Source organism: Listeria sp. Marseille-Q6474 (genome assembly GCF_946902005.1).
Lineage (GTDB): Bacteria > Bacillota > Bacilli > Lactobacillales > Listeriaceae > Listeria > Listeria innocua.
In genome coordinates this window covers 1876331-1901454 of the sequence record NZ_CAMPPS010000001.1, presented here as the reverse complement: position 1 = coordinate 1901454, position 25124 = coordinate 1876331, and the positions used below count along the sequence as shown (strand labels likewise).

Sequence of the window (25124 nt, the reverse complement as noted above, 5' to 3'; positions counted from 1 at the left end):
GCTAGACAAGGAAGAGGTTTTGATTTTTACTTAAAAGAATAACTTCGCTAACATGCTGACAATTGGGCCGAGGATAAACATATCTGAGTCGGCTGCCCACATTGCTGTATCTGGCACAGTCGTATTAATAAAGAATGTAACCATGATATATTGACCCCAGGCGACAACTGTTGCCGTTAGGAATCCACCTATCAATGCTCCTCTCACACCACCAGTTGAGTTACCGAATACACCAGCAACTGCCCCGTGGAAGAAGAGAACGATCATTGTTGGCACAAACACGTAACCAACTGTATTTCCAAGTACTACTAACCAGATAATCGCTCCAATGAACGCACCCACGAAACCGATAATTACGGAGTTTGGCGCATATGGATAAACGATTGGCGCATCCAGTGCAGGTTTCGCACCTGGTACAAGTTTTGTTGCAATACCATTGAAGGCCGGTACGATTTCACCGATAAACATCCGCACACCTACAAGAACGATGGCGATACCAGCTGCAAACGTAAAGGACTGAACGATGGAGTATACGATAAAGCTTTGATTTCCAGCTTCTGCGATTAATTTTTCTGCTCCTGGTGTTTTTTTCACCATCAGAATCACTGCACCAACTACGAACAGAATTCCCATTGTAAGAGCTGTAATAACGTTAGAGTCACGTAGGAACTCTAATTTTTTCGGTAAATTGATATGTTCTGCATCATTTTTCTTATTTCCAAATACTTTTCCTAGTAAAGCCGATAGAATCGCTACACTGGATGAAGTGTGCCCTAATGCAACATTATCATTTCCAGTAATTTTACGTAGGAATGGTTGTGTAATCGCTGGTTGTAATGTCCAGTAAAGACCCATGATTACCGCTAAGAAGAGTACAAGGCCCCAGAATGGAATATCTCCACCGACAGCTTGAACAGTAATCCCAGCAAAAATCGTTGTTGTCCAGAACATCATATGACCAGTTAAATAAATATACTTAAATGGTGTAAATCTTGCTAATAATACGTTGACTAAAAATCCGAGTGTCATCGCAAGCGTTACCGCACTACCAAATTTAGCATTAAAGGCTTCTTGTCCTAAAAACCCTGCAAGTGGCGGTGTTTCAAGTCCGAATACTTCTTTCCACATTGGTTCAAAAATCCCAAGGGAACCAGTAATAACAGCCGCACCAGCGTTAATAATTAAGAATCCGATAATTGCTTTGAACGTTCCGCTAATAACTTGGCTTAAATTTTTCTTCTGTAAAAGTAACCCGAGAAGTACGATAAAACCTAAAAGTATGGCTGGGGTTCCAAAAAAGTTATTGGCAATCCACGTAATAATCTCCATTTTTTTCCCACCTTTTTTTGTCTTATTTAACTATTGATTGCTTCAGATAAAGCCGTTTTAATTTCTGCATTGTCAAAATAGTTGTTGACGATGACTACTTTGGCGCTTGTATCTGTTCCAAGTGTTTCCGCCAATTCTTGACTTGTTACAATAATATCCACATTCATCGAGCGCGCAGCTGATACATCAATATGCTCCACGTCTGCATCTACTCCCATGTCGCGTAAAACTGTTTCTACATTCATTCTTAAAATTAGGCTTGTTCCTTGACCAAGTCCACACACTGCTAAAATTTTCATCGTTATCCCTCCACTAATTCTCCAATTGCTTGATAATCTTCTGAATGAATCATTTTTTCAATGTTATCGCTGTTACTAAGCAAGGAGACAATTTTTTGAATGACTTTTAAATGTGCCTCACTTGAAGTTGCTGCAAGTCCGAATACTAATCGTACGGGATCATTCGCGGCGTGTCCGAAATTCACGCCATCTTTTAGTACGACAAGCGATACTGCAGAGTTTTCAACACCATCAGTTGGTCTTGCATGAGGAATTGCTATTTGAGGTGCAATGACAAAGTACGCACCATTTTCATGATAAGATTCCACCATTTTTTCTACGTACTGTTCGCTCACATAACCTGCATTTACTAATAATTCTCCTGCTTGCATGATAGCTTCATCAGCATTTTTAGCTGATCCGTGCAGATTCACAAGCTCTTTATCCAAAAAAGACATATCTCTTCATCCCTTCTAACTAATTGATAGCGCTATCAATAACTTACACTCTTATTATAGCTGTAGCCTCTCTGTTTAAAAAAGCCCAATTCCTTTCTTTTCGAAAGTGCAAAGAATAGACTGTTACATTTCGTTGTTAGCGAGCGTACAAAAAAGCCAGCGCGGCATCTTGGTGCCCCACTGGCTTTATCGCTTATTTTATGGTTAACATTGCGGCAATTTCTGCTGCTGATTCGGCTTGTTCAATCTGCTCAAGTAAGTGATGTTTCATGATTAAATTAGTGAGCTGGCTTAGCGCATTAATATGTGTATAGGAGTCAATGGAAGCGAGCACAATAATTAACTTCACTTGATCTTTCGCTTTACTTGAAAATGATACTGGCTGATTTAAGCGCAGTAAGCTCATTCCGACTCGGTATGCGCCGTCATCCACCGACGCGTGTGGCAGTGCTATCCCTGGTGCAATAACGATATATGGTCCTAGCTTTTCAATGTTTTCAATCATAGCTTGTTGATAGTTTCCTGATATATAGCCTTCTTGTTGTAGTGGTTTTGACGCAACTCGGATAGCTTCATGCCAATCCGCCACACTATCTTTAAAAATAATTCGTTCTTTTGGCAACAGTTCTTCAAGTGTTGGCGATTTTTCAAGTTGGCTGTCCGATTGCACTTGGAACAATACCGACTTCAGCTTGGCCGCCAATTTTTCGCGGTCTTCCACTTTGGCATATTGATCCACTACATCAAGCACAGAAGACAACATGCGCGCATCCGAATCCTTTTGCAAAACGTGCGGGGCAATCGCCTTCATCAGTTGTTGCTTCTGCGCCTCAGTCAAAATCGGACTAACAATGAAAACTGGTGCTTTCGGTTCCATAATTGGCAAAGTCGACACAATAAAGTCTGGCGCGTATAACCCTTTTTCAAATTCACGGATGGAAATTGGTTCTAATATCTCAACACGTTCACCGAGTAATTGTGCAAGTTGCCGCTCAATCATCCGCGACGTTCCTACCCCTTTCGAGCAAACAATTAAAAGTTTCTTCCGTTCAACTAAAGTATTGTTTTTGCGAGAAAGATAACCGCCGAACAAAATTGTTACGTACGCTATCTCATCTTCGGGGATTTTTTCACCGAGTAAATCTTCTAGTGGTTCTAATGATTTTTTCGTAATCTCATACACGTCACTATAACTTTGCTTAATATCTGTTCGCAGCGGATTAATCCATTCAATTTGGAATTTAAGCCGATAATATGCTGGTTGTAAATGGAGCAATAAATCTTTTTTTAAATTACGGTGGTCTTCAAAATTCACACAAGCAAGGCGTTCAAATTCGGCAATAATTTTCTCAACAATTATATCTAACTTTCCTTCAACAGCTGCATCATCATTCAAGCGACTAGCGCCAAGTAAAAGTTTGCCTAAATAAGTAATTTCCGCATGATTGATCTTAAAATGCTCTTTTTGCTGTAATTGCTCGTAAATTTCCTGAGCAATATTAAAAGATTCTACCTCATGTTCTTCGTGCTCATTTAAATAACAATCGCGTTTCATTCGTTCTTTAAAGAAGAAAATCATAATTCCGATTCGTTCAATGACCTCGTCTGTATAACGAATACCGATTTTTTTCTCTGTCACTGCCAATATTTCAAAAATTGTATCTAAATGTGGGAAAAGTTCTTTATTTTTAATCATTGGATTTATTTTCATTAAATCGAGTAACTGGTCTGCTGTGGCTATTTCTTCGTTATTCATACAATAATGAATGAAAAACTGACGAATACTACGTTCATCACCAAGAACCATATTACCATTTTTCCGGTCATAAGCGAGCTCTAAGTTAAACTGTTTGAGCGCTAATTTTAACTGTTTAATATCCTGTAAACTAGTGTTACGACTAACTTCATTGCACTCATTAATTGTGTCAATAATTACTCGCGCATCTGTTACAAGCAGAAAAAATAAAATACGGATACGACGCTCACTTGCTGAAAAGACTTTGTGGCTCGCTTCCCTATTTCCAAGGATTTCTTTAATTGTCGATTTTTCATCTTCTAATAAATAATAACCTTGTCCGCGAACGGATTGAATACCATCGAGCCCTATATCGTCTAATTCTTTATTAATTTTTTCAACATCATATTGTAGTGTTCGTTTGGAAATGCCTAGTTCTTCTTGTAATTTCTCGGGTGCAAGATATACATTCGCCACGACGAGCGATTCGAGCAGCATCATATTTCTAGCATCAAATTGTACCACTTGGCCTACCTCCTTGATTTCGGTCTAGAAGGTAAAAAGATATGTCTACTTTAAGGTTATGCGAAAATGTGATATTTTTCAAGTTAATTTTTATTTCAGGCACAAAAAAACCGACAAAGCCAAATGACTTTGTCGGTTTGAATCGTATTATTTTTTATAAACTAATATTCACAACATCTCTTGCCCCGTTCTTCCAATATTTACTTGGAGTAACTAATGTGAATGTCTTTTTAGTTGCTAGTAATTCTTTAGGGATATTAAAACCTACCAAATGCTTATACACCCCGTCTTCGAATTCATAACTTGATGCCGAAGTATCTGACAACGTTACAAATTCTTTATACCCTAACTGAAAATCAGAAATTCTTATCTCTTTTTCTGTAGATTCTAGTTGAACGAGCAAAAGAGTCTTATTCTCCTGTTTAAAATAATCGTTTGTCACATATTTATTTAAGTCCGCATCACTCACAACAAATGCTTTTCTAGCACTGATTGTTGCGCTTCCTAGTTGAAATTTTTCCTGTTCAGCATGTGTCTTATTTTCATATGAAAAAGAATTAGCGTTTACATCATACACACGCCAAGCAAACAGGCCTATTACTAAAATAATTAAGATCCCTCCAAGTATTTTTTTCATGCTTTTCTCCTATTTATTATCTGACCTGCTTCCATTTCAAATATTTCATCTGATATGCCATCAATATCGGCAATGTGATGACTTGCCAAGAGAATCGTTTTTCCTCTTTCTTTTAACTCTAAAATCAAGTCAATAAAACTTTGACTACCAGCTTTATCTAGTGAATTTGTTGGTTCGTCAAATATTAATAAATCTGGATTCTCCATGATAGCTTGAGCAATACCCAGGCGTTGTCTCATTCCAAGTGAATATTTTTTTACTTTTAAATCCTCTTTTCCAGAAAGCCCAACTTTTTCTAATGCATCAAGTATTTCCTTTTCACCTATTTGATTTCTAATAGAAGCCAAGTATTCCAAATTTTTATAACCTGTATAATTCGCTAAAAAACCTGGCGTTTCAATAATAATTCCGGTCTTTTCTGGGAAAGATTTAGTTTTACTAATACTTACGCCATTAATTGTAACCTCACCACTTGTTGGCGCAATAAAACCGCACAGAGCTCTAAATAACATTGTTTTCCCGGAGCCATTATGACCTATGAACGAATAAATTCCACCTTGCTTTAATTCAAAATCAATATCGTCTAAGATAGTATGGTTATTGATTACTTTTGTTAAATGGTTAACTTTTATATAATTCATCGATATTCTCCCTAGTTTAGTTTATATAAATCTGTCTTTCGATAAATATTTCCGCCAATGAGTATTGCCAAAATAATATATACCAATTGAATACTAAATAACAGCCAATTATTTGCATCAGTAAATCCAGCAACATTTGAAATGCTTCCTATAATCCAAGAGTTAGTAATAAAGCAGTTGGTGACAATAATGACAAGCACTACCGTAATAGCGTAAAATGGCTTAATTATTATTGAAAGCAACAATTGAAGCATGGTAAGCGCTAGCCCACCAACAAAAAAGTACAACCCAATTTCATAAAGTGGCATATTTAAACCTATGAACAATACAGTCGGCTCTATATCCAAACGAATGCCAAAAAGAAAACTAATAAACACCACTAATCCAATAATTACTAAATAATAAAGCAACATCAGCGTAATGATTAGTAAAATTTTGGAAAGAAAGGGGAGTATCCTATTATTAAAGCGAATAGTAATAAACTCCTCTAGCGCAAACAATTCCTTATAAAAGTAACTTCCAAATAGAAAAACCGGCACACTTTGAATGATAATCCAATTCAAGCTACTTGTGAGTGGATTTTCTGCTCCATTTTCTTGTTTTAAAAAGGCTAGAAAAACATCTGCTATCGTACCCGATACATTTTTCGTATTAACAACACTTATCAAAATCGCTAATACCATAAGCATTACCAAGCCTATTATTTTCAATTTATTCCCTTGAAGGAACCATAATATATCCCGTTTAAAAAATAACCACATATTAACGCACCTTCTTTTTCGAGGTTCGAAACATATCTTTTTTCTCTGTAAGTATCCAGCTTATTAAAAATAAAACAATAATCCCACCGACCAAGCAAAAAACTCGCCCAGCAAATGACAACAAATCAGTAAGATCATTAGGATTCACTATAAACAGATTGGAAATTAGCTGCAATTTGATTGTGCTAGTATCAAAGAAAAATACCAGAAATACTACAAAAAAAGCAATTGCCTTATTACCTGTAATAACAAGTAGTATATTCTGTAAAACACCTACAAGAACTAAACCTAAACCAAATAATATAAAAGAATAAATGTAAATTTGTACTATTTGGGAATTCAATACAATAACACTATTTGCATAATTTAAGGCATTAGTTAATACTGCAAGCAAAAAGGCATTCCACAAAATGACGGTTACATTAACTTTCCAAAGTGTATATTTGTTCTTAATCCGAACAACAGCTAGTTCCCTATGTTGAAAACACAATATTTGATTCATCCATAAACAGAACGGGCTCAAAATTATAAATAGAACTTCAACTGATACGGAACTCTGTACAATGTAAAGGACATCTGTCTCGACATTTCTTGTGTACAACAAGCGTAATACAATTATAAAAACAAATATCAATAAAAGCAGTAAATATTTTCTTCTTTCAAAATCAAAATTCAACCGGACTAAATTATGATTTTTCATTTTTCACACTCCAAATAATACCCATAATTATCACTACTAAAAGAAGTAGAAATTCTATCCAAATAATATGGAAATTTAAGGGGTAACCTTGCTTTGGAGTTAAGAAACCAAACGGACTAAACTCTGGATAACCAATCAAAGAAAACACTATCCACACACCATAATAAATAGCTAGTGGACTCAATAAAACTACATATTTACTAGAACTAAAAAAGGACACTAGAACTCCAATTAAGGCAAATAATCCTCCGTAAGCAAAGCCCATTACAAGGAATATCAACTGATACGTAAGCGGACTGTTATAAAATATATTCGAAAACATCGCGCCATATGTAACCGGTACTTCTGCTACGAAATAATCAAGTGGTGCAGAGGGATACACTAACATTAATGCACAAAGTTCCATAATTAAAGGCAAGCAAAATACTACCCCACCAGCAATAAAAGCAACGATGCTCTTCGAAAAATAATACTGTTTATCATTTCCTCTTATTCGCGAAAATATATCTAAGCCACTACGCCGATCTTCACCTAATAAATCCGCACCAGCTAAAGCCACTAAACATGGTAACAATAAATAATATAGGTTTGTCCCAAGCCCAGTTGTATCATAACCCGTTAAATATAAAAATACATTTTCTTCTGCCAAGGAATAATAGCGTGCTACAGTTATTTGTTGCACCAGCACGATAAGAAATCCAAGTGCAAGAGCAGCAAGAAATGATTTACTTTTAAAAACTCTATTAAATTCTATTTTTAAAAATCGACTCATATTAAAAACCATTCCCGATAAAATAGCGTGCCTGCCAATCTTAAAAAACTAAATTTCTTTTTCATTATCTCTCTCCTATTGTAAGTCATTTATGTATGTGACAAATATAGCATAGTTCGAAAAGTTTGTATATAACTAATTTTTCTGAAATATAACCCAATTCTTTATAAATAGTTTTTCAATTTTTTTTGCACAAAAAAACCGACAAAGCCAAATGACTTTGTCGGTTTGAATCGTATCAGATATTATTTGCTGATGTTAGAAACAACGCCAGCGCCTACTGTACGTCCGCCTTCACGGATAGAGAATTTAGTACCGTCTTCGATAGCGATTGGTGCAATTAGTTCAACTGCAAGCTCAATGTTATCACCAGGCATTACCATTTCAGTACCTTCTGGAAGTGTAACAATACCAGTTACGTCAGTAGTACGGAAATAGAATTGTGGGCGGTAGTTGTTGAAGAATGGAGTGTGACGTCCACCTTCTTCTTTAGTTAAAACATAAGTTTCAGCTTTGAAGTTAGTGTGTGGAGTAATCGAACCTGGTTTAGCTAATACTTGACCACGTTGGATATCTTCACGAGCAACACCACGTAGAAGTGCGCCAATGTTGTCGCCAGCTTCAGCGTAGTCTAGTAATTTACGGAACATTTCTACTCCAGTTACTACTACTTTTTTGCTTTCTTCTTCAATACCGATAACTTCTACTTCGTCACCAACTTTAACTTGTCCACGTTCAACACGTCCAGTTGCAACTGTTCCACGACCAGTGATTGAGAATACATCCTCAACTGGCATCATGAATGGTTTGTCAGTATCACGTTCTGGAGTTGGAATGTAAGAATCTACAGCTTCCATTAACTCGTCAATTTTAGCTTCCCAGTCAGCTTCACCTTGAAGTGCTTTAAGAGCTGAACCTTTGATTACAGGAATGTCATCGCCAGGGAATTCATATTCAGTTAATAGATCACGAATTTCCATTTCAACTAATTCTAGTAATTCTTCATCGTCAACCATGTCACATTTGTTCATGAATACAACGATGTATGGAACACCAACTTGACGTGAAAGTAAGATATGTTCACGAGTTTGTGGCATTGGGCCATCAGCAGCAGATACTACTAAGATAGCTCCGTCCATTTGTGCAGCACCAGTGATCATGTTTTTAACGTAATCGGCATGTCCTGGGCAGTCAACGTGTGCATAGTGACGGTTGTCAGTTTGGTACTCAACGTGAGCAGTAGAGATTGTGATTCCACGTTCTCTTTCTTCTGGAGCACCATCAATTTGATCATAAGCTTGTGCATCAGCAAAGCCTTTTTTAGCAAGTACAGTTGTAATTGCAGCTGTTAAAGTAGTTTTACCATGGTCAACGTGTCCAATAGTACCAATGTTAACATGGGGTTTAGAGCGGTCAAATTTTTCTTTTGCCATTTTAAAATATCCTCCTCGATAATTCAATAATTATTTTTTACTTAGCTTAAATTTAAACTAAGTAATACTTCTAACTAAAGTTATACTTGATGTTGCGAAAAAAATCAATTAATCTTCTTTGTTGTTTCCACCATTAGCTTTAATGATTTCTTCAGCAATAGATTTAGGAACTTCTTCATAGTGGTCAAATTGCATAGTGTATACACCACGACCTTGCGTACCTGAACGAAGGTGAGTTGCATAACCAAACATGTTTGCAAGTGGTACAAATGCGCGAACAACTTGAGCGTTACCGCGAGCTTCCATACCATCTACACGACCACGACGGGAAGTAATGTTACCCATGATATCACCAAGGTATTCTTCTGGGATAACAACCTCTACAGCCATCATAGGCTCAAGGATTACAGGATCACATTTCTTAGCAGCATTACGTAATGCCATTGAAGCAGCCACTTTGAAGGCCATTTCATTGGAATCGACGTCATGGTAAGATCCGTCGTAAAGTTTTGCTTTGATGTCAATCAGTGGGTAGCCTGCAAGTACACCATTATCTAGTGCGCCTTCAAGACCTGCTTGTACAGCTGGGATGTATTCACGTGGAACAACCCCACCAACGATTGCATTTTCAAATTCAAATCCTTTACCTTCTTCGTTTGGTCCGAATTCAATCCAAACGTGACCATATTGTCCACGTCCACCGGATTGACGTACGAATTTACCTTCAACTTGAGCAGATTTACGGAATGTTTCACGATAAGAAACTTGTGGATCACCAACGTTAGCTTCAACGCGGAATTCACGTTTCATACGGTCAACAAGGATGTCAAGGTGAAGTTCACCCATACCGGAGATAAGAGTTTGGCCAGTTTCTTGGTCAGTTTCAGCACGGAAAGTTGGATCTTCTTCCGCTAGTTTCGCAAGAGCTTGCCCCATTTTATCTTGGTCAGCTTTCGATTTAGGTTCGATAGCGACTTGGATAACTGGTTCTGGGAATTCCATGGATTCTAAGATAATTTGTTCTTTTTCATCACATAAAGTGTCCCCAGTAGTTGTATCTTTAAGTCCTACGGCAGCAGCGATGTCACCAGCGTATACGATCGAAATCTCTTCACGGTGATTAGCGTGCATTTGAAGGATACGTCCAACACGTTCACGTTTACCTTTAGTCGAGTTTTGTACATATGAACCGGAATTCAAAGTACCGGAATAAACACGGAAGAAAGTTAAGCGTCCAACATAAGGGTCAGTCATAACTTTGAATGCTAGGGAAGAGAATGGTTCTGAATCATCAGCGTGACGAGCAGCTTCTTCTCCATCAGGCAATACGCCGTTAATAGCTGGAACATCTGTTGGTGCTGGAAGGTAATCAAGTACTGCATCTAACATTGGTTGAACACCTTTGTTTTTGAATGCTGTACCACAAACTACAGGATAGAACTCAACGTTAAGTGTTCCTTTACGGATACCAGCTTTAAGTTCTTCTTTTGTAATTTCTTCACCTTCTAGGTATTTCATCATTAGCTCTTCGTCAAGTTCAGCAACGGCTTCCACTAATTTACCGCGGTATTCGTCTGCTAAGTCTTTCAGATCAGCTGGAATTTCTTTAATATGAGGGTCATTTCCTAAATCATCTTCGTAATACAACGCGTTCATTTCGATTAAGTCAATGATACCTTCAAATGTATCTTCGGCCCCGATTGGGAGTTGGATTGGGTGCGCGTTGGCAGCCAAACGTTCATGCAAAGTACCTACAGAATATAGGAAGTCTGCGCCGATTTTGTCCATTTTGTTGACGAATACTACACGAGGAACCCCGTAAGTAGTAGCTTGACGCCAAACTGTTTCTGTTTGTGGTTCTACACCAGATTGTGCATCTAGAACCGCAACAGCACCATCAAGTACACGAAGCGAACGTTCAACTTCAACTGTGAAGTCTACGTGTCCTGGTGTATCGATAATGTTTACTCGGTAGCCTTTCCATTGAGCTGTTGTCGCAGCAGAAGTGATAGTAATACCACGTTCTTGCTCTTGCTCCATCCAGTCCATTTGAGAAGCACCTTCATGGGTTTCACCAATTTTGTGAATACGCCCTGTATAGAAAAGGATACGTTCAGTAGTGGTAGTTTTACCCGCATCAATGTGGGCCATGATACCAATATTACGAGTCTTTTCTAAGGAGAACTCTCTAGCCATGTTGTATTTCTCCTTCCATAAAACAATTTTTCAGGCAATACGCCTGGAATTTGTTAGTGATTTTTTTACCAACGATAGTGAGCGAACGCTCTGTTAGCATCAGCCATTTTGTGTGTATCTTCGCGTTTCTTAACAGAAGCACCAGTATTATTGGCAGCATCCATGATTTCGCGAGCAACACGTACTTCCATTGTTTTCTCTCCACGAAGGCGAGCATAATTTACTAACCAACGAAGACCAAGAGTAGAACGACGGTCAGCACGTACTTCGATAGGTACTTGATAGTTAGCACCACCTACACGGCGAGCTTTAACTTCAAGAAGAGGCATAATGTTCTTCATAGCTTGTTCAAATACTTCCATCGGATCTTTACCAGTTTCTTGTGCAATGATATCGAATGCGGAATATAGGATAGCTTGAGACTTTCCACGTTTTCCGTCAACCATCATTTTATTAATTAAACGAGTTACTAGTTTCGAATTATAAATCGGATCTGGTAACACGTCACGTTTAGCAACAGGACCTTTACGAGGCATCGGATATCCTCCTTTCATATTTTATAAGTATTATTTTTTAGGTTTTTTCGTACCGTATTTAGAACGGCTTTGTCCTCTATTTTCAACACCAGCTGTATCAAGCGCTCCACGAACGATATGATAACGTACCCCTGGTAAATCTTTTACACGTCCACCACGAATAAGAACAACACTATGTTCTTGTAAGTTGTGACCAATACCAGGAATGTAAGCTGTTACTTCAATACCATTACTCAAACGTACACGGGCATATTTACGAAGCGCCGAGTTAGGTTTTTTAGGAGTCATGGTACCAACACGAGTACATACGCCACGTTTTTGAGGAGAGTTAACGTCTGTTAGTTCTCTTTTAAAACTGTTTAGGCCCTTGTTCAAAGCAGGTGATGTAGATTTTTTAATTTTAGATTGACGAGGTTTGCGTACTAATTGGTTAATTGTAGGCATGGGATAAATTCCTCCTTCCTTGTTTAGTAGTTCCACACATCCAGGTGGTTCATTTTTTCGGTAAAATAAAATGGCTGTAAGTTCGACCTACAACGCTGTTTTATTTTCAGACCTCTGTTTATAGTAGAGGCACCTTGAATATAGTAACACCTTGAGGTTTAGATGTCAAGGTGTTACTTGAAATTTAGTTAATTAGCTAAGTCCATTCAAACGTTGATATAAATCTTTCGCGTAGCTGTCGGTCATGCCGCAAATGAAGTCTGTTACGAGAAGTAATCGCAGGTAAAGTTTCATTGTTTCGCTTTCTCCTTCTGCGTTTTTGCGGTAGCAGCCTAGGTAGTTGTCGGAAATCAAGGTTAGTAGGCGTTTATCTTTGGCTGTTTGGCGTTCTGGGGTTTCGCTATCGTAGTAAATGACAGCTGGGATGAACGTTTCAAGGAGTTTGGAGATGATTTCGTTGCCGGCGATTTCGGATTCGACGATACCTTTATCTTGGTAAATATACGTGAATGATAGGCTTTGTAAAATTTGTACGAGTTGTTCGGCGCTTGAAGCATCGATAAGTGAGTCGTTGAATGTGCCTGCCATGATTGCGTCGTAGTTCTCGTAAAACACTTCGAGTGAGCGGTTGATTAATTGACCGCGGACGTTCGATGCGAGCCATTGTTGTACGATGAAACTTTCTTCTTGTCCTTCGTAACGCTCGCTTTTTTTCTTGAGTTCGTTGTAGCATGCGGCAGTTACTTTATTATGCTCTTCTACTTCTTCAAAACCTTTTAAGATTTGCGTGATGTTGACGATGCCTTTTTTCACGCCGTCTTCTAGGTCAGCATTTAGGTACGCGATGTCGTCTGCCACTTCTAGTAAATAAGTGAGCGGATGACGGTTATCAAGCGCTTCTGTCGCTGTTGTTATTTCATTAAAAAGTGATTCATCCGCGTAAAAATAGCCTAGTTTTTTGCTTTTGATTTGTTTTTTATTTACTTTTAAGGAAGAAACTGGGTATTTGATGACCGCATTTAAAGTGGCAAATGTTAGGTTTAAGCCGTATTGGTCGAAAAGATAATGCAGTTTGGAAACTACGCGGAGCACTTGCGCATTACCTTCAAAGTAGTAAAAGTCTTCTTTCATTTGCGGTGTTAAGATTTCTGCTAGGCTTTTATTTTTGTAAGTGATGGTTGCTAAATTGTCGCGGAACCACTCACGGATACTTTCTTCGCCAAAATGACCGAACGGCGGATTCCCCATATCGTGTAAAAGTCCTGCACAAGCAAGGATTTCTGGAATTTTGTCCGCATGATCTTTTGTAAAATCTTGGTCTAATTTTTCTTCTTGAATCGTGTGTGTAACCATGTTTCCCATTGATTTTGCGATCGTACTTACTTCCATTGAATGGGTTAGTCGTGTACGAACAAAATCGCTTTTTTCTAGTGGGAATACTTGGGTTTTATCTTGTAAACGGCGAAATGATGCGCTCATGACGATACGTTGAAAGTCATTTTCAAAAGCGCTACGTACGTCGGTGTTTTTCGAGCGAGTGACACCGGATTCGCGGCGGCGTTTGTCATTTAATAGTTTATCCCATTTCATTTAAATCTCATCCTTTCATAGGTTGCTTAGTTTTTCCATTTCGGCTTTAGAGAGCCTATGTACGGTCCATTCTGACATTTTTTCTGCGCCAATTTTTTCGTAAAAATCCATGCCTGATTTGTTTTCATTTAGGCACCACCACTCAAATCTACCGCAATCACGTGCTAGGGCAATTTTGGATAAATAGCTGAAAAATTGTGTCCCAAAGCCCTTTCCGCGCATTTCTGGAATGATGTAAAGGTCTTCTAAGTATAAGCCTTTTTTGCCAAGTAATGTGGAAAAATTATGGAAAAAGAGTGCGAAACCAACTGGCTCACCTTCATATTCAGCGATAATTACTTCGGCAGATTTTTCTTGAAAAAGGGCTTTGTGTAAGCCGGATTCTGTTGCTATTACATCTTTTTCAATGCCTTCATGAATTGCAAGTTCGGTAATAAAACGAAGAATTAACTTCGTGTCCTTTTCTGTCCCGTTTCGAAATGCTAGTTGTGTCATATATCTCTTCCTTTTCGTTGTCGTATTTATTTAAGTATAGGCTAGTGCGGGGGATGTATCAATTAAAAAATAGCTTCTATATAATAGAAAAAAACTAGGCGCTTTTTTTGGGCAACCTAGTTTTTTCGTATTTTATTTTTTTAAGCCTTTAATACAAGCTACTTTATCTGTTGCTCCAAAGAAGTACGATCCGGCAACGAGGACATCTACGCCGGCTTGTTTACATTTTTCTGCGGTTTCGGCATTTACGCCACCATCGACTTCGATCACATAGCTGCCGTTATTTTCTCGGCGCCAATTATCCAGATAGCGCATGTTTTCAATCGTTGAATCAATGAATGATTGTCCGCCAAATCCAGGATTTACTGTCATTTGTAAAACTAAATCTACGTCGCCCAAAATAGCATCCAGCACGCTCGCCGGAGTTCCCGGATTAAGCACGACTCCCGCTTTACATCCCGCTGCTTTAATTTGTTGAATGACGCGGTGGATGTGCGGTGCGGCTTCGATATGCACGGAAATAATGTGCGCCCCAGCTGCTGCAAATTTTTCAATGTAGTTTTCTGGGTTTGAGAGCATTAAGTGGACATCAAGTGGGATAGTCGCCGTTTTGCCAATTTGTTCGACCATATCAATTCCAAACGTCAGGTTCGGCACAAAATGTCCATCCATGACATCGATATGAAGGTAGTCAGCTCCGGCATCTTCTGCTTCTTTAATGGAGTTTGCCATGTTCATATAATCAGCTGCAAGTAAAGATGGCGCTACGAATGTCATACGCGCACACCGGCCTTCGCAATCACAGCTTCGACACGATTCGCCACATTTTCTGGCGTGAAGCCATAAGCGTTAAACAAATCTTTCGCAGGGGCAGATGCGCCGAAATGGTCAATTCCTAACATATCGCCTTCTGAGCCAATAAATTCTTTCCAACCAAATGTTGCCCCAGCTTCAATCGCAAATCTCGCTGTTACTTCTTTTGGTAAAATGCTTTCTTTATAAGCATCTGTTGTTTTTTCAAAGCGTTCCCAGCTTGATAAACTTACAACCGACACGTCTAAGTCTTTTTTCGCGAGTTCGGCTTTCGCTTCAATTGCAAGGGACACTTCGGACCCTGTTGCGATAATGATAGCGTCTGGTTTGGAACTATTTGCTGGTGCTACGATATAAGCACCTTTTTCGACGCCTGCATCTACTTCTTCTTGTGCATTTTCAAGTACTGGTAAGTCTTGGCGTGATAGTACAAGTGCGATTGGACCGTGCGTGTTAGTTGCAGCAATTTCCCAAGCAGCGCGAGTTTCTTTGGCATCGGCTGGGCGGATAACTGTTAGGCCTGGCATGGCACGGAGCGAGGCTAGTTGTTCGATTGGTTCATGTGTCGGGCCGTCTTCACCTACAGCGATACTGTCATGCGTGAATACATACGTTACTGGAAGTTGCATTAAAGCAGCCATCCGCATCGCTGGACGCACATAGTCTGAGAAGACGAAGAAAGTGGAGCCAAATACTCGTAAACCGCTATGAAGCGCCATTCCGTTTAACATTGCTCCCATCGCAAATTCCCGCACACCGAACCAGATATTTTTACCAGCTGGGTCTTGAATGCTGTATGCTGGGCTCGCATCAATAAATGTTTTGTTCGAGCAACCTAAGTCAGCGGATCCCCCGAAAAGTTCCGGTAATTCGGCTGCAATTGCGTTAATCATTTTTCCAGAAGCAGAGCGTGTTGCGATATTTGTGCCTGCTTCAAAAGTTGGCAAATTAGCGTTCCAATCGGCAGCTACTTCTCCCGCTAACACGCGGTCTAATTGACTTGCAAGTTCTGGGAATTCTTTTTTGTAATTAGCGAGCATTGTGTTCCAAGCGCCCTCTAGTTTTTCCCCGCGAGCTTTGTAATTTCTTAAATAATCACGAACTTCAGCTGGTACTGTGAAAGGTTCTTCTGTCCATTCATAATGTTCTTTCGCGCCATTCGCTTCTTTTTCACCAAGCGGAGCACCGTGACTTGCAGAGCTTCCTGCTTTTGTTGGCGCACCGTAACCGATGACTGTTTTCACTTCGATTAGCGTTGGTTTTGATGTTTCTAATTTTGCTTGAACAATTTTCTCTTGAATTGCTGCTAAATTGTTGCCATCTTCTACGCGTAAAACTTGCCAGCCGTATGCACGGAAACGATCTGCTGCATTTTCACTGAACGTTGCACTTAAATCACCATCTAAACAAATATCATTGGAATCGTACAATACGATTAATTTTCCAAGTCCTAAATGTCCTGCAAGTGAGGCTGTTTCTGATGCCACACCTTCCATCAAGTCCCCGTCACCACAAATCGCATACGTATAATGGTCGACAATTGGATAATTTGGTTGGTTATACTCCGCCGCTAAATGAGATTCTGCCAGCGCCATACCAGCGGCCATACCAATCCCTTGTCCAAGTGGGCCACTCGTTGCATCAACTCCTGCAGTCCATCCAAATTCAGGATGTCCTGGTGTCAAACTATCTAATTGACGGAACTGTTTTAAGTCCTCCATTTTTACATCATATCCAAATAAATGAAGCATGCTATAAAGTAGCGCGGACCCGTGCCCTGCTGATAAGACAAATCGGTCGCGGTTAAACCATTCTGGGTTGGCTGGGTTGAATACTAAATGTTTCGCAAATAGCATATACGCCATTGGAGCTGCTCCCATCGGCATTCCTGGGTGCCCTGAGTTTGCTTTCTCAATCATATCAATGGATAACGAACGAATCGTGTCCACAGCTTGTCTATCTAATGTTTTTTTCAAAACTGTCATCTCCCTTAAATTGTTTGTGCTTTATTACACATATTTCTCTACGTCTGACCAAATGTGTACTAGTCTTTCTGCATAACTCGTTTTATCTCGGTCATGAAATAACGCGGATGTGCCTAGTACATAAATATCTGGTAGACAATCTCGCATCAAGCCTACTGTTTCTTTATTAATATTGCCGTCTACTTCGATAAGTGGTGCATGCACTTTTCCTTCTAGTTTTGCTTTTAAATCATGCAGTTTTGGTAATACATCTGTTTGGAATTTTTGCCCTGCAAAACCTGGATTTACCGTCATCATTAACACCATTTCGACCTCATCTAAATACGGATAAATGGCTTCAATAGGAGTTTCCGGATTTATCGCGATCGATGGTTTAATATTGTAAGAACGGATTTTCCGGATTACTTCTGACACATCTTCTGCTACTTCCACATGAAACGAGATATATTCAGGTTTCGCAGTGGCATACATGTCAATATATTTAAGTGGGGTAATCGTAGCCAAATGTATGTCTAAGGGGATTTCTGTGTTATTTCGTACTATTTCCAAATATTCTGGACCTAGTGCTAGATTATTCACATATATACCATCCATCACATCGCAGTGTAGTAGTTCCACACCAGCAGATTCGAGGCGCCGGAGCTCTTCACCTAAATGTAGTTGGTCTGCACACATAATTGAAGCGGCTATTTTCCTCATCTTCATCCTCACTTTCTTTCAAGTTCAGTAATTTTATCCAAGCGACGTTTATGACGATCTCCTGCAAAAGACGCCTCAAGCCAAGTATCAACAAGTAAAAGTGCTAATCCTTCGCCGATGACGCGTTCGCCTAGGCAGAGAACATTGCTATTATTATGTTCACGGGTGGCACGCGCGGAAAAAGTATCAGAAACAACTGCTGCACGGATTCCATCGACTTTATTCGCAGCGATACTCATACCTATTCCAGTTCCACAGCACAAAATCCCAAGATCAGCTTGCCCGCTTACTACTTGATTCGCAACCTCTTCTGCATAGGATGGAAAATCGACACTTTCATCTGTATATGTTCCAATATCAACAACTTCAATATCTTTTTCACGTAAATGTTTCACAATGGCATCTTTTAGTCTACGTCCGCCGTGGTCGCAACCAATTGTTAATTTCATTTAATTTCACCTTCATTAATAGATTTTTTTCTTTTAACGTCTTATAATGAAATGGAACCGAGAACATACGCGAATATGTTCTCGGCTCATTTCTAAGGATGACTACTGTAAAACATCTGAGCCCGAGAAGCTTTGGATTCGTTTGCACGGTTATCCTTTTTTTGATGTTTTTTCATACAGCCCATCCTCCATTATTAAGATTTCACTAATACTTTAATTTCATTTCCTGCCATAACTGCCTCGAAAGCCTCGCGCCAGTCATCTAAGCCGTATACTTTGGTAATCATTTTATCCGTATTAATTTTGCCATTAGCAAGTAAGTCGAGCGCTAAAATCCATGAAGATGGTTTTTGAGAACGGCTACCGATATAAGCAATTTCACGTTGGATAATGGATTCTTCGTCAATCGCATTTTTCTTTTCTGCAAAAAGTCCTACTTGAATAAAATCGCCTTTTTTCTTCGTTAGAGGTAATCCTTGGTTCACTGCTGGTACTGCGCCGGAACAATCAAATACGCGTTCAGCTCCGTAACCATCTGTCATGCCGAGCACAACTTCAGCCAAGTCTTCTTTTAAAGTATCGACAATCCGGTCCATTCCAAGTTCTTTTGCTAGACGTAAGCGGTCGCTATCCTTGGTAATTCCTGCCATAATCACCGTTGCCCCTTGCGCTTTCACAACTTGAGCTAGTAATAAACCAATTGGACCTGGTCCGAAAACAAGTACTGTGTCATCTGGACGAATCGTTGTTTTTTCAAGCGCTGAATGCACACAACATGCAAGCGGTTCTGTTAGTGCTGCCGCTTCAAGTGAAATTCGCTCATCAAGCACATGACAACTTTCCTCGCGAGATAAAACAAATTCTGCAAAACTACCATTTGCTTGCGTACCAATACCACGACGATTGCTACATAAATTGTAATCACGTTCTTTACAATAAATACATTCTCCACAAGTTTCAAAAGTTGTTTCACTTGTGACGCGGTCTCCCACTTTGATACTCGTTACATCTGGCCCAACTTCTACAACAACACCAGAAAATTCATGTCCCAGTGTAACGGGAGTTGTTGGATTTTTGTATTCACCTTTAAACGTATGGATGTCTGATCCGCAAATACCAGTAAAAGCTACTTTGATTTTTACTTTGTCGCCATAGACTTGTGGTTCTTCTACATCTCTTAGCTCCATTTGATCATATCCGGGGTTTGTTTTTACTACTGCTTTCAAATTAATCGTCACCTTTCTGCGGCAATATCATCACTTTGTTATAATCATGCTCTCTGGAAAGAATCATATCAAAAGCTTCTTTCGTTTCCTCTAGCTTATAACGATGCGAAATTAGTGGTTTCAGCTTAATTCGACCTTGTTTTACGAATTCAATCGACGTACGCCACTCCTCACCTGGAAATGGTGCTGAGTAAGAATTCCAAAAACCTTTAAGCGTAAGTTCACGTCTAAAAATATTTTCAAAAGCTTCTTCGTGTAAAAGTACATCTGCGTAGGCGATTCCTAAGTAACCAACTTTACCTTTTTTCTTCGTTACAAGAAGGCATTGTTCTTGCGTTATTTTTGAACCAGCACACTCGAGCGCGATATCAGCTCCAAGACCATTTGTATAAGCAAAAACGCGTTCTTTTAAGTCTTCGTTTTTAGGATTAATGGTATATTTACAACCAAATTCCCGTGCATCTGCTAACTTTTTATCACTGATGTCGACGGCGATAATATCTTTCACGCCCGCAAGAAGTAAACATTGTACAACCAAGATTCCGATGGTTCCAATCCCGAAGACAATGACCGTATCGCCAAGTCTCGGTTCAATCCCGAGTACCCCGTGCATTGATACAGCAAGTGGTTCAATCATTGCACCTTCTTCAAAATCAAGGTCACCGATAGAAATGACATTGTCTGCTTTCATTACGACATTTTCAGCAAATCCGCCGTGGAAATGTGATCCCACCATCCGGTAGTTGTCGCATAGTGCGAAGTCTCCTGCTTTACAATAATTACATTCCATACAAGGCTCAAGCGGAATCCCTGCAACACGGTCACCGATAGCTACATTTGTTACTTCGCTACCAATTTCTGTAACTACACCTGCGAATTCATGTCCCATTACAGCAGGCAGTGGGTATTTCCAGCGAGTCTGCATTTTATGAATATCCGATCCACAGATGCCGACTGCTTTTACTTCAACACGAACTTGATCTTTCCCACAAGTCGCTTCATCAATTTGTTCTGCTTTTATTACATTATTCTCGTATAACACAGCTGCTCTCATGTTACTATCACCTCTTCTATATCATTAAGACAAAACTTAGAAAATAGCTGCCCAAGCTTGAGAGAATTTAAGAATAGCCCAGTTAAAGAAGTTACCACCCATATCAAGTGTACTAACTTGTGTTGCTCCTTTAGGGAATTCGTAAACACCTTTCATCATTTCTGTATGAACAAGACCGAAGTCAGTTGCCATAAGAAGCGCTAGTGCAATAACTACAGTTCCAGCTAAAACAGAGTGAAGAATGTTACCTTTACGAGATGCTACTACGAATGATACGTAGAATGGAATAGTTGCCAAGTCACCAAAAGGAAGTACTTTGTTACCAGGAATGATAACAGCTAAGAAAAGAGTGATTGGAACAAGGATTAAACCAGTAGAAATATTCGCTGGGTGACCGATTGAAAGTGCTGCATCAAGCCCGATATAAAGTTCGCGGCCTTTGAAACGAGATTTCATGAAATCACGAGCGGATTCTGAAATTGGAATTAAACCTTCCATTAAAATTTTAACCATACGAGGCATTAAGAACATTACCGCACCCATGGACATACCAAGTTGTGCAACTGCCCCAACGTCATAGCCTGCAAGAATACCGATTGCAATACCTAGAATAAGACCCATCATCATTGGTTCCCCGAAAATACCGAAACGTTTTTGAATAGTTTCTGGGTCAACGTGGATGTTTTTAATACCAGGAATTTTAGCGATTAGCCAACCAACTGGAATACCGATGAAACCGAATGCTGCTGTGGAACCTGTTGGTAAGGAAATCCCTTTTAAGCCGTAAAATTCTTCTACCATAGGTTGTGTTCTGTCTGCCATCCAAAGAACAGCAACTTCATAGATGATCGCACAAAGAATCGCGAACCACCAGTTACCACCAGTTACGATATAACCAGTCGCACCTGCTGCGATAAAGTGCCAGTAGTTCCAAATATCAATATCGAGTGTTTTCGTAACTTTGAAGAAAATAAGTGCTAAGTTGACTACCAAACAGATTGGAATTAAAATCGCTGCAACTGGAGAAGCCCATGAAGCCGCGGCTGCTGCTGGCCAACCTGCATCAATAATTGTTAAATTCAGTCCAAAACGCTCAACCATTTGTTGCGCTGCCGGACCTAAGTTATTAGATAGTAAACTAATAACAAGGTTAATACCTACAAACCCGATACCAATCGTAATCGCTGAACGAAGCGCTTTCTTTGCTGGTACTCGGAAAATTAATGCAATAAAGAAAATCATAATAGGCAAAATAACTGTAGGCCCCAAGTTTAAAACATACTGTACTCCTGACAGAAGTGTATCCATTTAATATTTCCTCCTTTTTTCTCTGTTTAATGATAAATGTTAAACTCCCTTGCGCAGCCTTTATTTAAGGTGCGCAAGTATTTCTTCGTCTAATTCTTCCATACCCATACCAGTGATATAAGAAGTTGCAATAATAGCTGGGATTTTGTAAGTTGTTGGTAAAATAGTTGTTGATACGATTAAATCTGCTCCGTCTTGCATGGATGCTGCTTCTGAGATTTTAATTTGTTTTACCTCTGCATCCACATTGTTTTCTTTTACCAAACGTTCTACTCTGTCCGTTACTACTGTTGATGTTGCAATTCCTGCTCCACAAGCTACCAAAATTTTAAATTGTCCCATGATAAATTCCTCCTAATTAATTGCTGCGATTTCCCGCGGCTAATTTTCCTGTTTTTTTTAAACGGTAATAGTTTCTAAAATTTGTTTTACTTCGTCTTCATCTTTCGCTCTGAGTAATGCGGCTACATTGTCTTTATCCTGAATCGTCCCCATCAATTGCTGAAGTACCGCGAGCTGGCTGTGAGGTTCATTTAGTCCGAGTACGAAAATCAAATTCGCTTCAACCGTTTGACCAGCATCTTCCATTAATTTGAATGGAATGCCATCTTTCACAGTGATTACGGCGATAAATTGTTCCGTAACGCATTCTGGATCCGTGTGCGGTAATGCCACGCCGTATCCATCTAATTTTAGCCCCGTTGGAAAGGTTTGTTCACGGTCTGTTAGTCTTGTTAAAAAGTCATCCGTTACATACCCTTCAGACTTTCCACTTTCTGCGACCATTTGGAATAGGTCCTCTTGTTTCTCGATATCCGATTGAACCCAAACCATTCCTTTTTTCAAAAATTGTACTAAATCCATTACGAAATCCTCCTGTAATTCTTTCTGACTTCTCTACATTGTCTTTTTTGTTTCCAAGTCCGTGAAGTTTTTAATTATTTGGTGCATTTCTTCTGTGTTTCTGGCATCCGCAAGTTTTTTCAGTTCTTTTTTGTTCTCCGATAATTCCATCAATTGCAGTAAAGCTGTGAAGTGAGCGTTTTTATCTACGGCTGCAATGACAACGATAAAATGTAGCTCTTTACCGCCTTCAAGTGGCAGGCCTTCTTCTAGATAAAGCAAGCTCATTCCGAGGCTATTTACTCCTTTTTCCGTTTCAGCATGAGGGATAGCTATCGTATTACGGAGAATGATGTTCATAATCGGTGCCGGATATTGCCGTTTCATTTCATCCACGTAGGCTGGCTCAACCACTCCCGCGGAAAGTAACGGTAAAGCCGCATGATAAATTGCTTCATGCCAGTCTTTCACAGATTTCTTACGTGTGATTCGTGTTACTTCAAGCAAATCTGCGAGTGAGCTTTTGCCTTCGTGTTTGGATGTGTTTTCTTCTGGAACTGGCATTAAATAGTCTGCTAACACTTTTTCAAGACGGGCAGCATCTTTAATATCAGCAAATTTGGAAATAGTTTTCATTAATTGATCGACGCTGATATTCACCTCATCCACTAAGTAAACCGACCGCATCACCCGGCGCCTAAGCTCGAGTCGCTCTTTTCCATCCATCAATTGATTAATTAGGAAAAATTTCTTATCGGTCGAAAGTGGCACTGCGGAAAATACAATGTCATAACCTAACTTTGTTTGTTCAAATTCTCGAATCGACATCGCTTGATAGAAAAATATTTCCGGGAAAAGGCTTCGTAATGTTTTTTCCATCAATCTCGAAATCGACAATCCGTTCGGACAAACCACGACTGCTTTAAGTCTCGTTTGTAATTTCTCCGTGGATTCGATTAAATGTCCTCCAATGAAAAGGGTAATAAATATACTTTCATTTTCAGGAACTTTGCTACCAATAAAACGTTCTAATGGTGCTAACGACTCTTTCACGATGTAATGCACGGCTTGGAATTCTTGATCAATCTTGTCTAAAATGCTGTAATCTGTTGTAAGATGATACTTAATCCGATAATACGCAGGTTTAATATGTGCAAATAATTTTTCAAGTAACGATTCTTTGTCTACTAGTTGAATACAAGCCTTTTTCTCAAATTCACTTAGAACTTGTTCCAGTGCCAGCCTTAACTTGTGCGTTTCCTCCGATTTCAAATATTGTTTCGGAAGTACATTGGAAGTTAAAAGTTGTAATGTGATGTACATTCGCTCTGCTTCTGGCATATTCGGCTCTTCTTCAATAAAAATCTCTGCTGCTCCGTATTCCCGAGTATCTGACAATTCATTGTAGTCAATCAGGAAAGATGTCGTAATTGTTTGCCCCTTCTTCATCCGCCGAAAAACAGCTTCTAAAATGTAAGGCAGTATTTGCATTTTATTGTCAATAAAATGCAAATTCAGATGATGCTCGACTTGTTCCAATTTTTCCCGAAGCTCTTTAATTCTCGCTTCGTCCACTTGCATAAAATCCTGTAAATACTCTTCGCCGCCAAAACTTTCTATGATGTGTTCTGCCGCATAAATGAGTGCCGTCCGCTGGTTCCACTCGTCTCCGTCAATTAAATATCCACGCATCCGCGAATATTTAACTTCGAGGTTGAATTTTTCAAGTGTTTTTTGTACCAGCTTCAAGTCTCGTAATACGGTGTTCTTGCTCACCTCCAGCTCGCTTATAAAGTGATTAAGGGATAACTCTTCACTTCCTGTTGTTAGCATGAGGATGATTAGACTGGCGCGTTCCTTTTCTGATGGAATGTACCAATCTGTTTTTTCGCCATCTTCCTCACCAATGATTTGAAACAGGTCAGGTTCTACGATAAATCGACCATTTGCGGCACGATGAATCTTCGGGTAAGTCTGTTCTTCTAGCCAGTTGTTAATTTTTTGGAAACTATAGTCGACTTGTCTTCGAGTTAAACCGAATTTGGCTTGTAAGTTTGTACTCGATGTGTCAGGATGTCGTAAAAGTTCTTTTAAAAGTGAATTACTTCTCTCATCCAAATACATGTCGTTCCCTCCTGTTCGTTTTAATTATAAATCTAATTCTAATAAAAATGTACACGCTTTCATCCCAATAACTTGCGGAAAGAATGTACATCA

At 39.3% G+C, this 25124-nt stretch carries 25 protein-coding genes; all 25 read right to left on the bottom strand.

What is annotated here, in order from left to right; all coding sequences use genetic code 11:
• Positions 1-30: 30 nt before the first annotated feature.
• The 25 genes from OC533_RS09460 to OC533_RS09340 all read right to left on the bottom strand — a co-directional run bounded on the left by OC533_RS09460 (position 31) and on the right by OC533_RS09340 (position 25031).
• Complete coding sequence (locus OC533_RS09460; protein ID WP_003726308.1) at positions 31-1329, bottom strand: PTS ascorbate transporter subunit IIC; 1299 nt, start codon at positions 1327-1329, stop codon at positions 31-33.
• Positions 1330-1355: 26 nt separating this feature from the next.
• Entirely contained in the window at positions 1356-1628 is a 273-nt protein-coding gene (locus OC533_RS09455; protein WP_003726309.1) for a PTS sugar transporter subunit IIB, read from the bottom strand.
• A 2-nt stretch (positions 1629-1630) separates the two neighbouring features.
• A complete protein-coding gene (locus tag OC533_RS09450) occupies positions 1631-2065 on the bottom strand; it encodes a PTS sugar transporter subunit IIA (protein WP_010991380.1) in 435 nt (144 codons plus the stop codon).
• A 193-nt stretch (positions 2066-2258) separates the two neighbouring features.
• Positions 2259-4325 (bottom strand): BglG family transcription antiterminator, encoded by a 2067-nt coding sequence (locus tag OC533_RS09445; protein ID WP_194317567.1) that lies wholly within the window; start codon positions 4323-4325, stop codon positions 2259-2261.
• Between the two features lie 154 nt (positions 4326-4479).
• A complete protein-coding gene (locus OC533_RS09440; protein WP_194323978.1) occupies positions 4480-4962 on the bottom strand; it encodes a hypothetical protein in 483 nt (160 codons plus the stop codon).
• Positions 4959-5603, bottom strand: a complete 645-nt coding sequence (locus tag OC533_RS09435) for an ABC transporter ATP-binding protein (RefSeq protein WP_033533572.1) — start codon at positions 5601-5603, stop codon at positions 4959-4961. Before OC533_RS09435 ends, OC533_RS09440 begins: the two co-directional genes overlap by 4 nt.
• Positions 5604-5614: 11 nt before the next feature.
• A complete protein-coding gene (locus tag OC533_RS09430; RefSeq protein ID WP_194323976.1) occupies positions 5615-6364 on the bottom strand; it encodes a hypothetical protein in 750 nt (249 codons plus the stop codon).
• A gap of 1 nt (position 6365) precedes the next feature.
• On the bottom strand, positions 6366-7064 hold the full coding sequence (locus OC533_RS09425; RefSeq protein ID WP_194323974.1) for a hypothetical protein: 699 nt from the start codon (positions 7062-7064) through the stop codon (positions 6366-6368).
• Positions 7051-7836, bottom strand: a complete 786-nt coding sequence (locus OC533_RS09420; RefSeq protein WP_194323972.1) for a hypothetical protein — start codon at positions 7834-7836, stop codon at positions 7051-7053. The genes OC533_RS09425 and OC533_RS09420 overlap by 14 nt, the downstream gene beginning before the upstream one ends.
• Before the next feature lie 245 nt (positions 7837-8081).
• Positions 8082-9269, bottom strand: coding sequence for an elongation factor Tu (tuf, locus tag OC533_RS09415; protein WP_003739865.1), 1188 nt, complete (start codon positions 9267-9269; stop codon positions 8082-8084).
• Positions 9270-9377: 108 nt separating this feature from the next.
• On the bottom strand, positions 9378-11465 hold the full coding sequence (gene fusA, locus OC533_RS09410) for an elongation factor G (protein WP_003772905.1): 2088 nt from the start codon (positions 11463-11465) through the stop codon (positions 9378-9380).
• A gap of 65 nt (positions 11466-11530) precedes the next feature.
• Positions 11531-12001 (bottom strand): 30S ribosomal protein S7, encoded by a 471-nt coding sequence (gene rpsG / locus OC533_RS09405; RefSeq protein WP_003722012.1) that lies wholly within the window; start codon positions 11999-12001, stop codon positions 11531-11533.
• A gap of 30 nt (positions 12002-12031) precedes the next feature.
• The gene (gene rpsL / locus OC533_RS09400; RefSeq protein ID WP_003720973.1) at positions 12032-12445 is read right to left on the bottom strand and encodes a 30S ribosomal protein S12; all 414 of its coding nucleotides are present in this window, start codon (positions 12443-12445) and stop codon (positions 12032-12034) included.
• Between the two features lie 192 nt (positions 12446-12637).
• Entirely contained in the window at positions 12638-14035 is a 1398-nt protein-coding gene (locus OC533_RS09395) for a deoxyguanosinetriphosphate triphosphohydrolase (RefSeq protein ID WP_003772902.1), read from the bottom strand.
• A gap of 15 nt (positions 14036-14050) precedes the next feature.
• Positions 14051-14530: a GNAT family N-acetyltransferase gene (locus OC533_RS09390; protein ID WP_194323970.1), complete on the bottom strand. Its 480-nt coding sequence runs from the start codon at positions 14528-14530 to the stop codon at positions 14051-14053.
• A gap of 132 nt (positions 14531-14662) precedes the next feature.
• Complete coding sequence (rpe, locus tag OC533_RS09385) at positions 14663-15307, bottom strand: ribulose-phosphate 3-epimerase (protein ID WP_185547649.1); 645 nt, start codon at positions 15305-15307, stop codon at positions 14663-14665.
• The gene (gene tkt, locus OC533_RS09380; protein ID WP_194323968.1) at positions 15304-17319 is read right to left on the bottom strand and encodes a transketolase; all 2016 of its coding nucleotides are present in this window, start codon (positions 17317-17319) and stop codon (positions 15304-15306) included. The genes rpe and tkt overlap by 4 nt, the downstream gene beginning before the upstream one ends.
• Before the next feature lie 33 nt (positions 17320-17352).
• Positions 17353-18027: a ribulose-phosphate 3-epimerase gene (locus OC533_RS09375; RefSeq protein WP_185482380.1), complete on the bottom strand. Its 675-nt coding sequence runs from the start codon at positions 18025-18027 to the stop codon at positions 17353-17355.
• 8 nt (positions 18028-18035) lie between these two features.
• The gene (rpiB, locus tag OC533_RS09370; RefSeq protein WP_003764201.1) at positions 18036-18476 is read right to left on the bottom strand and encodes a ribose 5-phosphate isomerase B; all 441 of its coding nucleotides are present in this window, start codon (positions 18474-18476) and stop codon (positions 18036-18038) included.
• A gap of 194 nt (positions 18477-18670) precedes the next feature.
• A complete protein-coding gene (locus OC533_RS09365) occupies positions 18671-19702 on the bottom strand; it encodes a zinc-binding dehydrogenase (protein WP_045553821.1) in 1032 nt (343 codons plus the stop codon).
• A 1-nt stretch (position 19703) separates the two neighbouring features.
• Complete coding sequence (locus OC533_RS09360) at positions 19704-20756, bottom strand: galactitol-1-phosphate 5-dehydrogenase (RefSeq protein WP_003739873.1); 1053 nt, start codon at positions 20754-20756, stop codon at positions 19704-19706.
• A gap of 36 nt (positions 20757-20792) precedes the next feature.
• Positions 20793-22064 (bottom strand): PTS galactitol transporter subunit IIC, encoded by a 1272-nt coding sequence (locus tag OC533_RS09355; protein ID WP_003739874.1) that lies wholly within the window; start codon positions 22062-22064, stop codon positions 20793-20795.
• A gap of 60 nt (positions 22065-22124) precedes the next feature.
• A complete protein-coding gene (locus OC533_RS09350) occupies positions 22125-22406 on the bottom strand; it encodes a PTS sugar transporter subunit IIB (RefSeq protein WP_003722023.1) in 282 nt (93 codons plus the stop codon).
• 57 nt (positions 22407-22463) lie between these two features.
• The gene (locus OC533_RS09345) at positions 22464-22928 is read right to left on the bottom strand and encodes a PTS sugar transporter subunit IIA (protein ID WP_003724974.1); all 465 of its coding nucleotides are present in this window, start codon (positions 22926-22928) and stop codon (positions 22464-22466) included.
• A 33-nt stretch (positions 22929-22961) separates the two neighbouring features.
• Positions 22962-25031: a BglG family transcription antiterminator gene (locus tag OC533_RS09340; protein WP_033533579.1), complete on the bottom strand. Its 2070-nt coding sequence runs from the start codon at positions 25029-25031 to the stop codon at positions 22962-22964.
• Between the last annotated feature and the right edge of the window lie 93 nt (positions 25032-25124).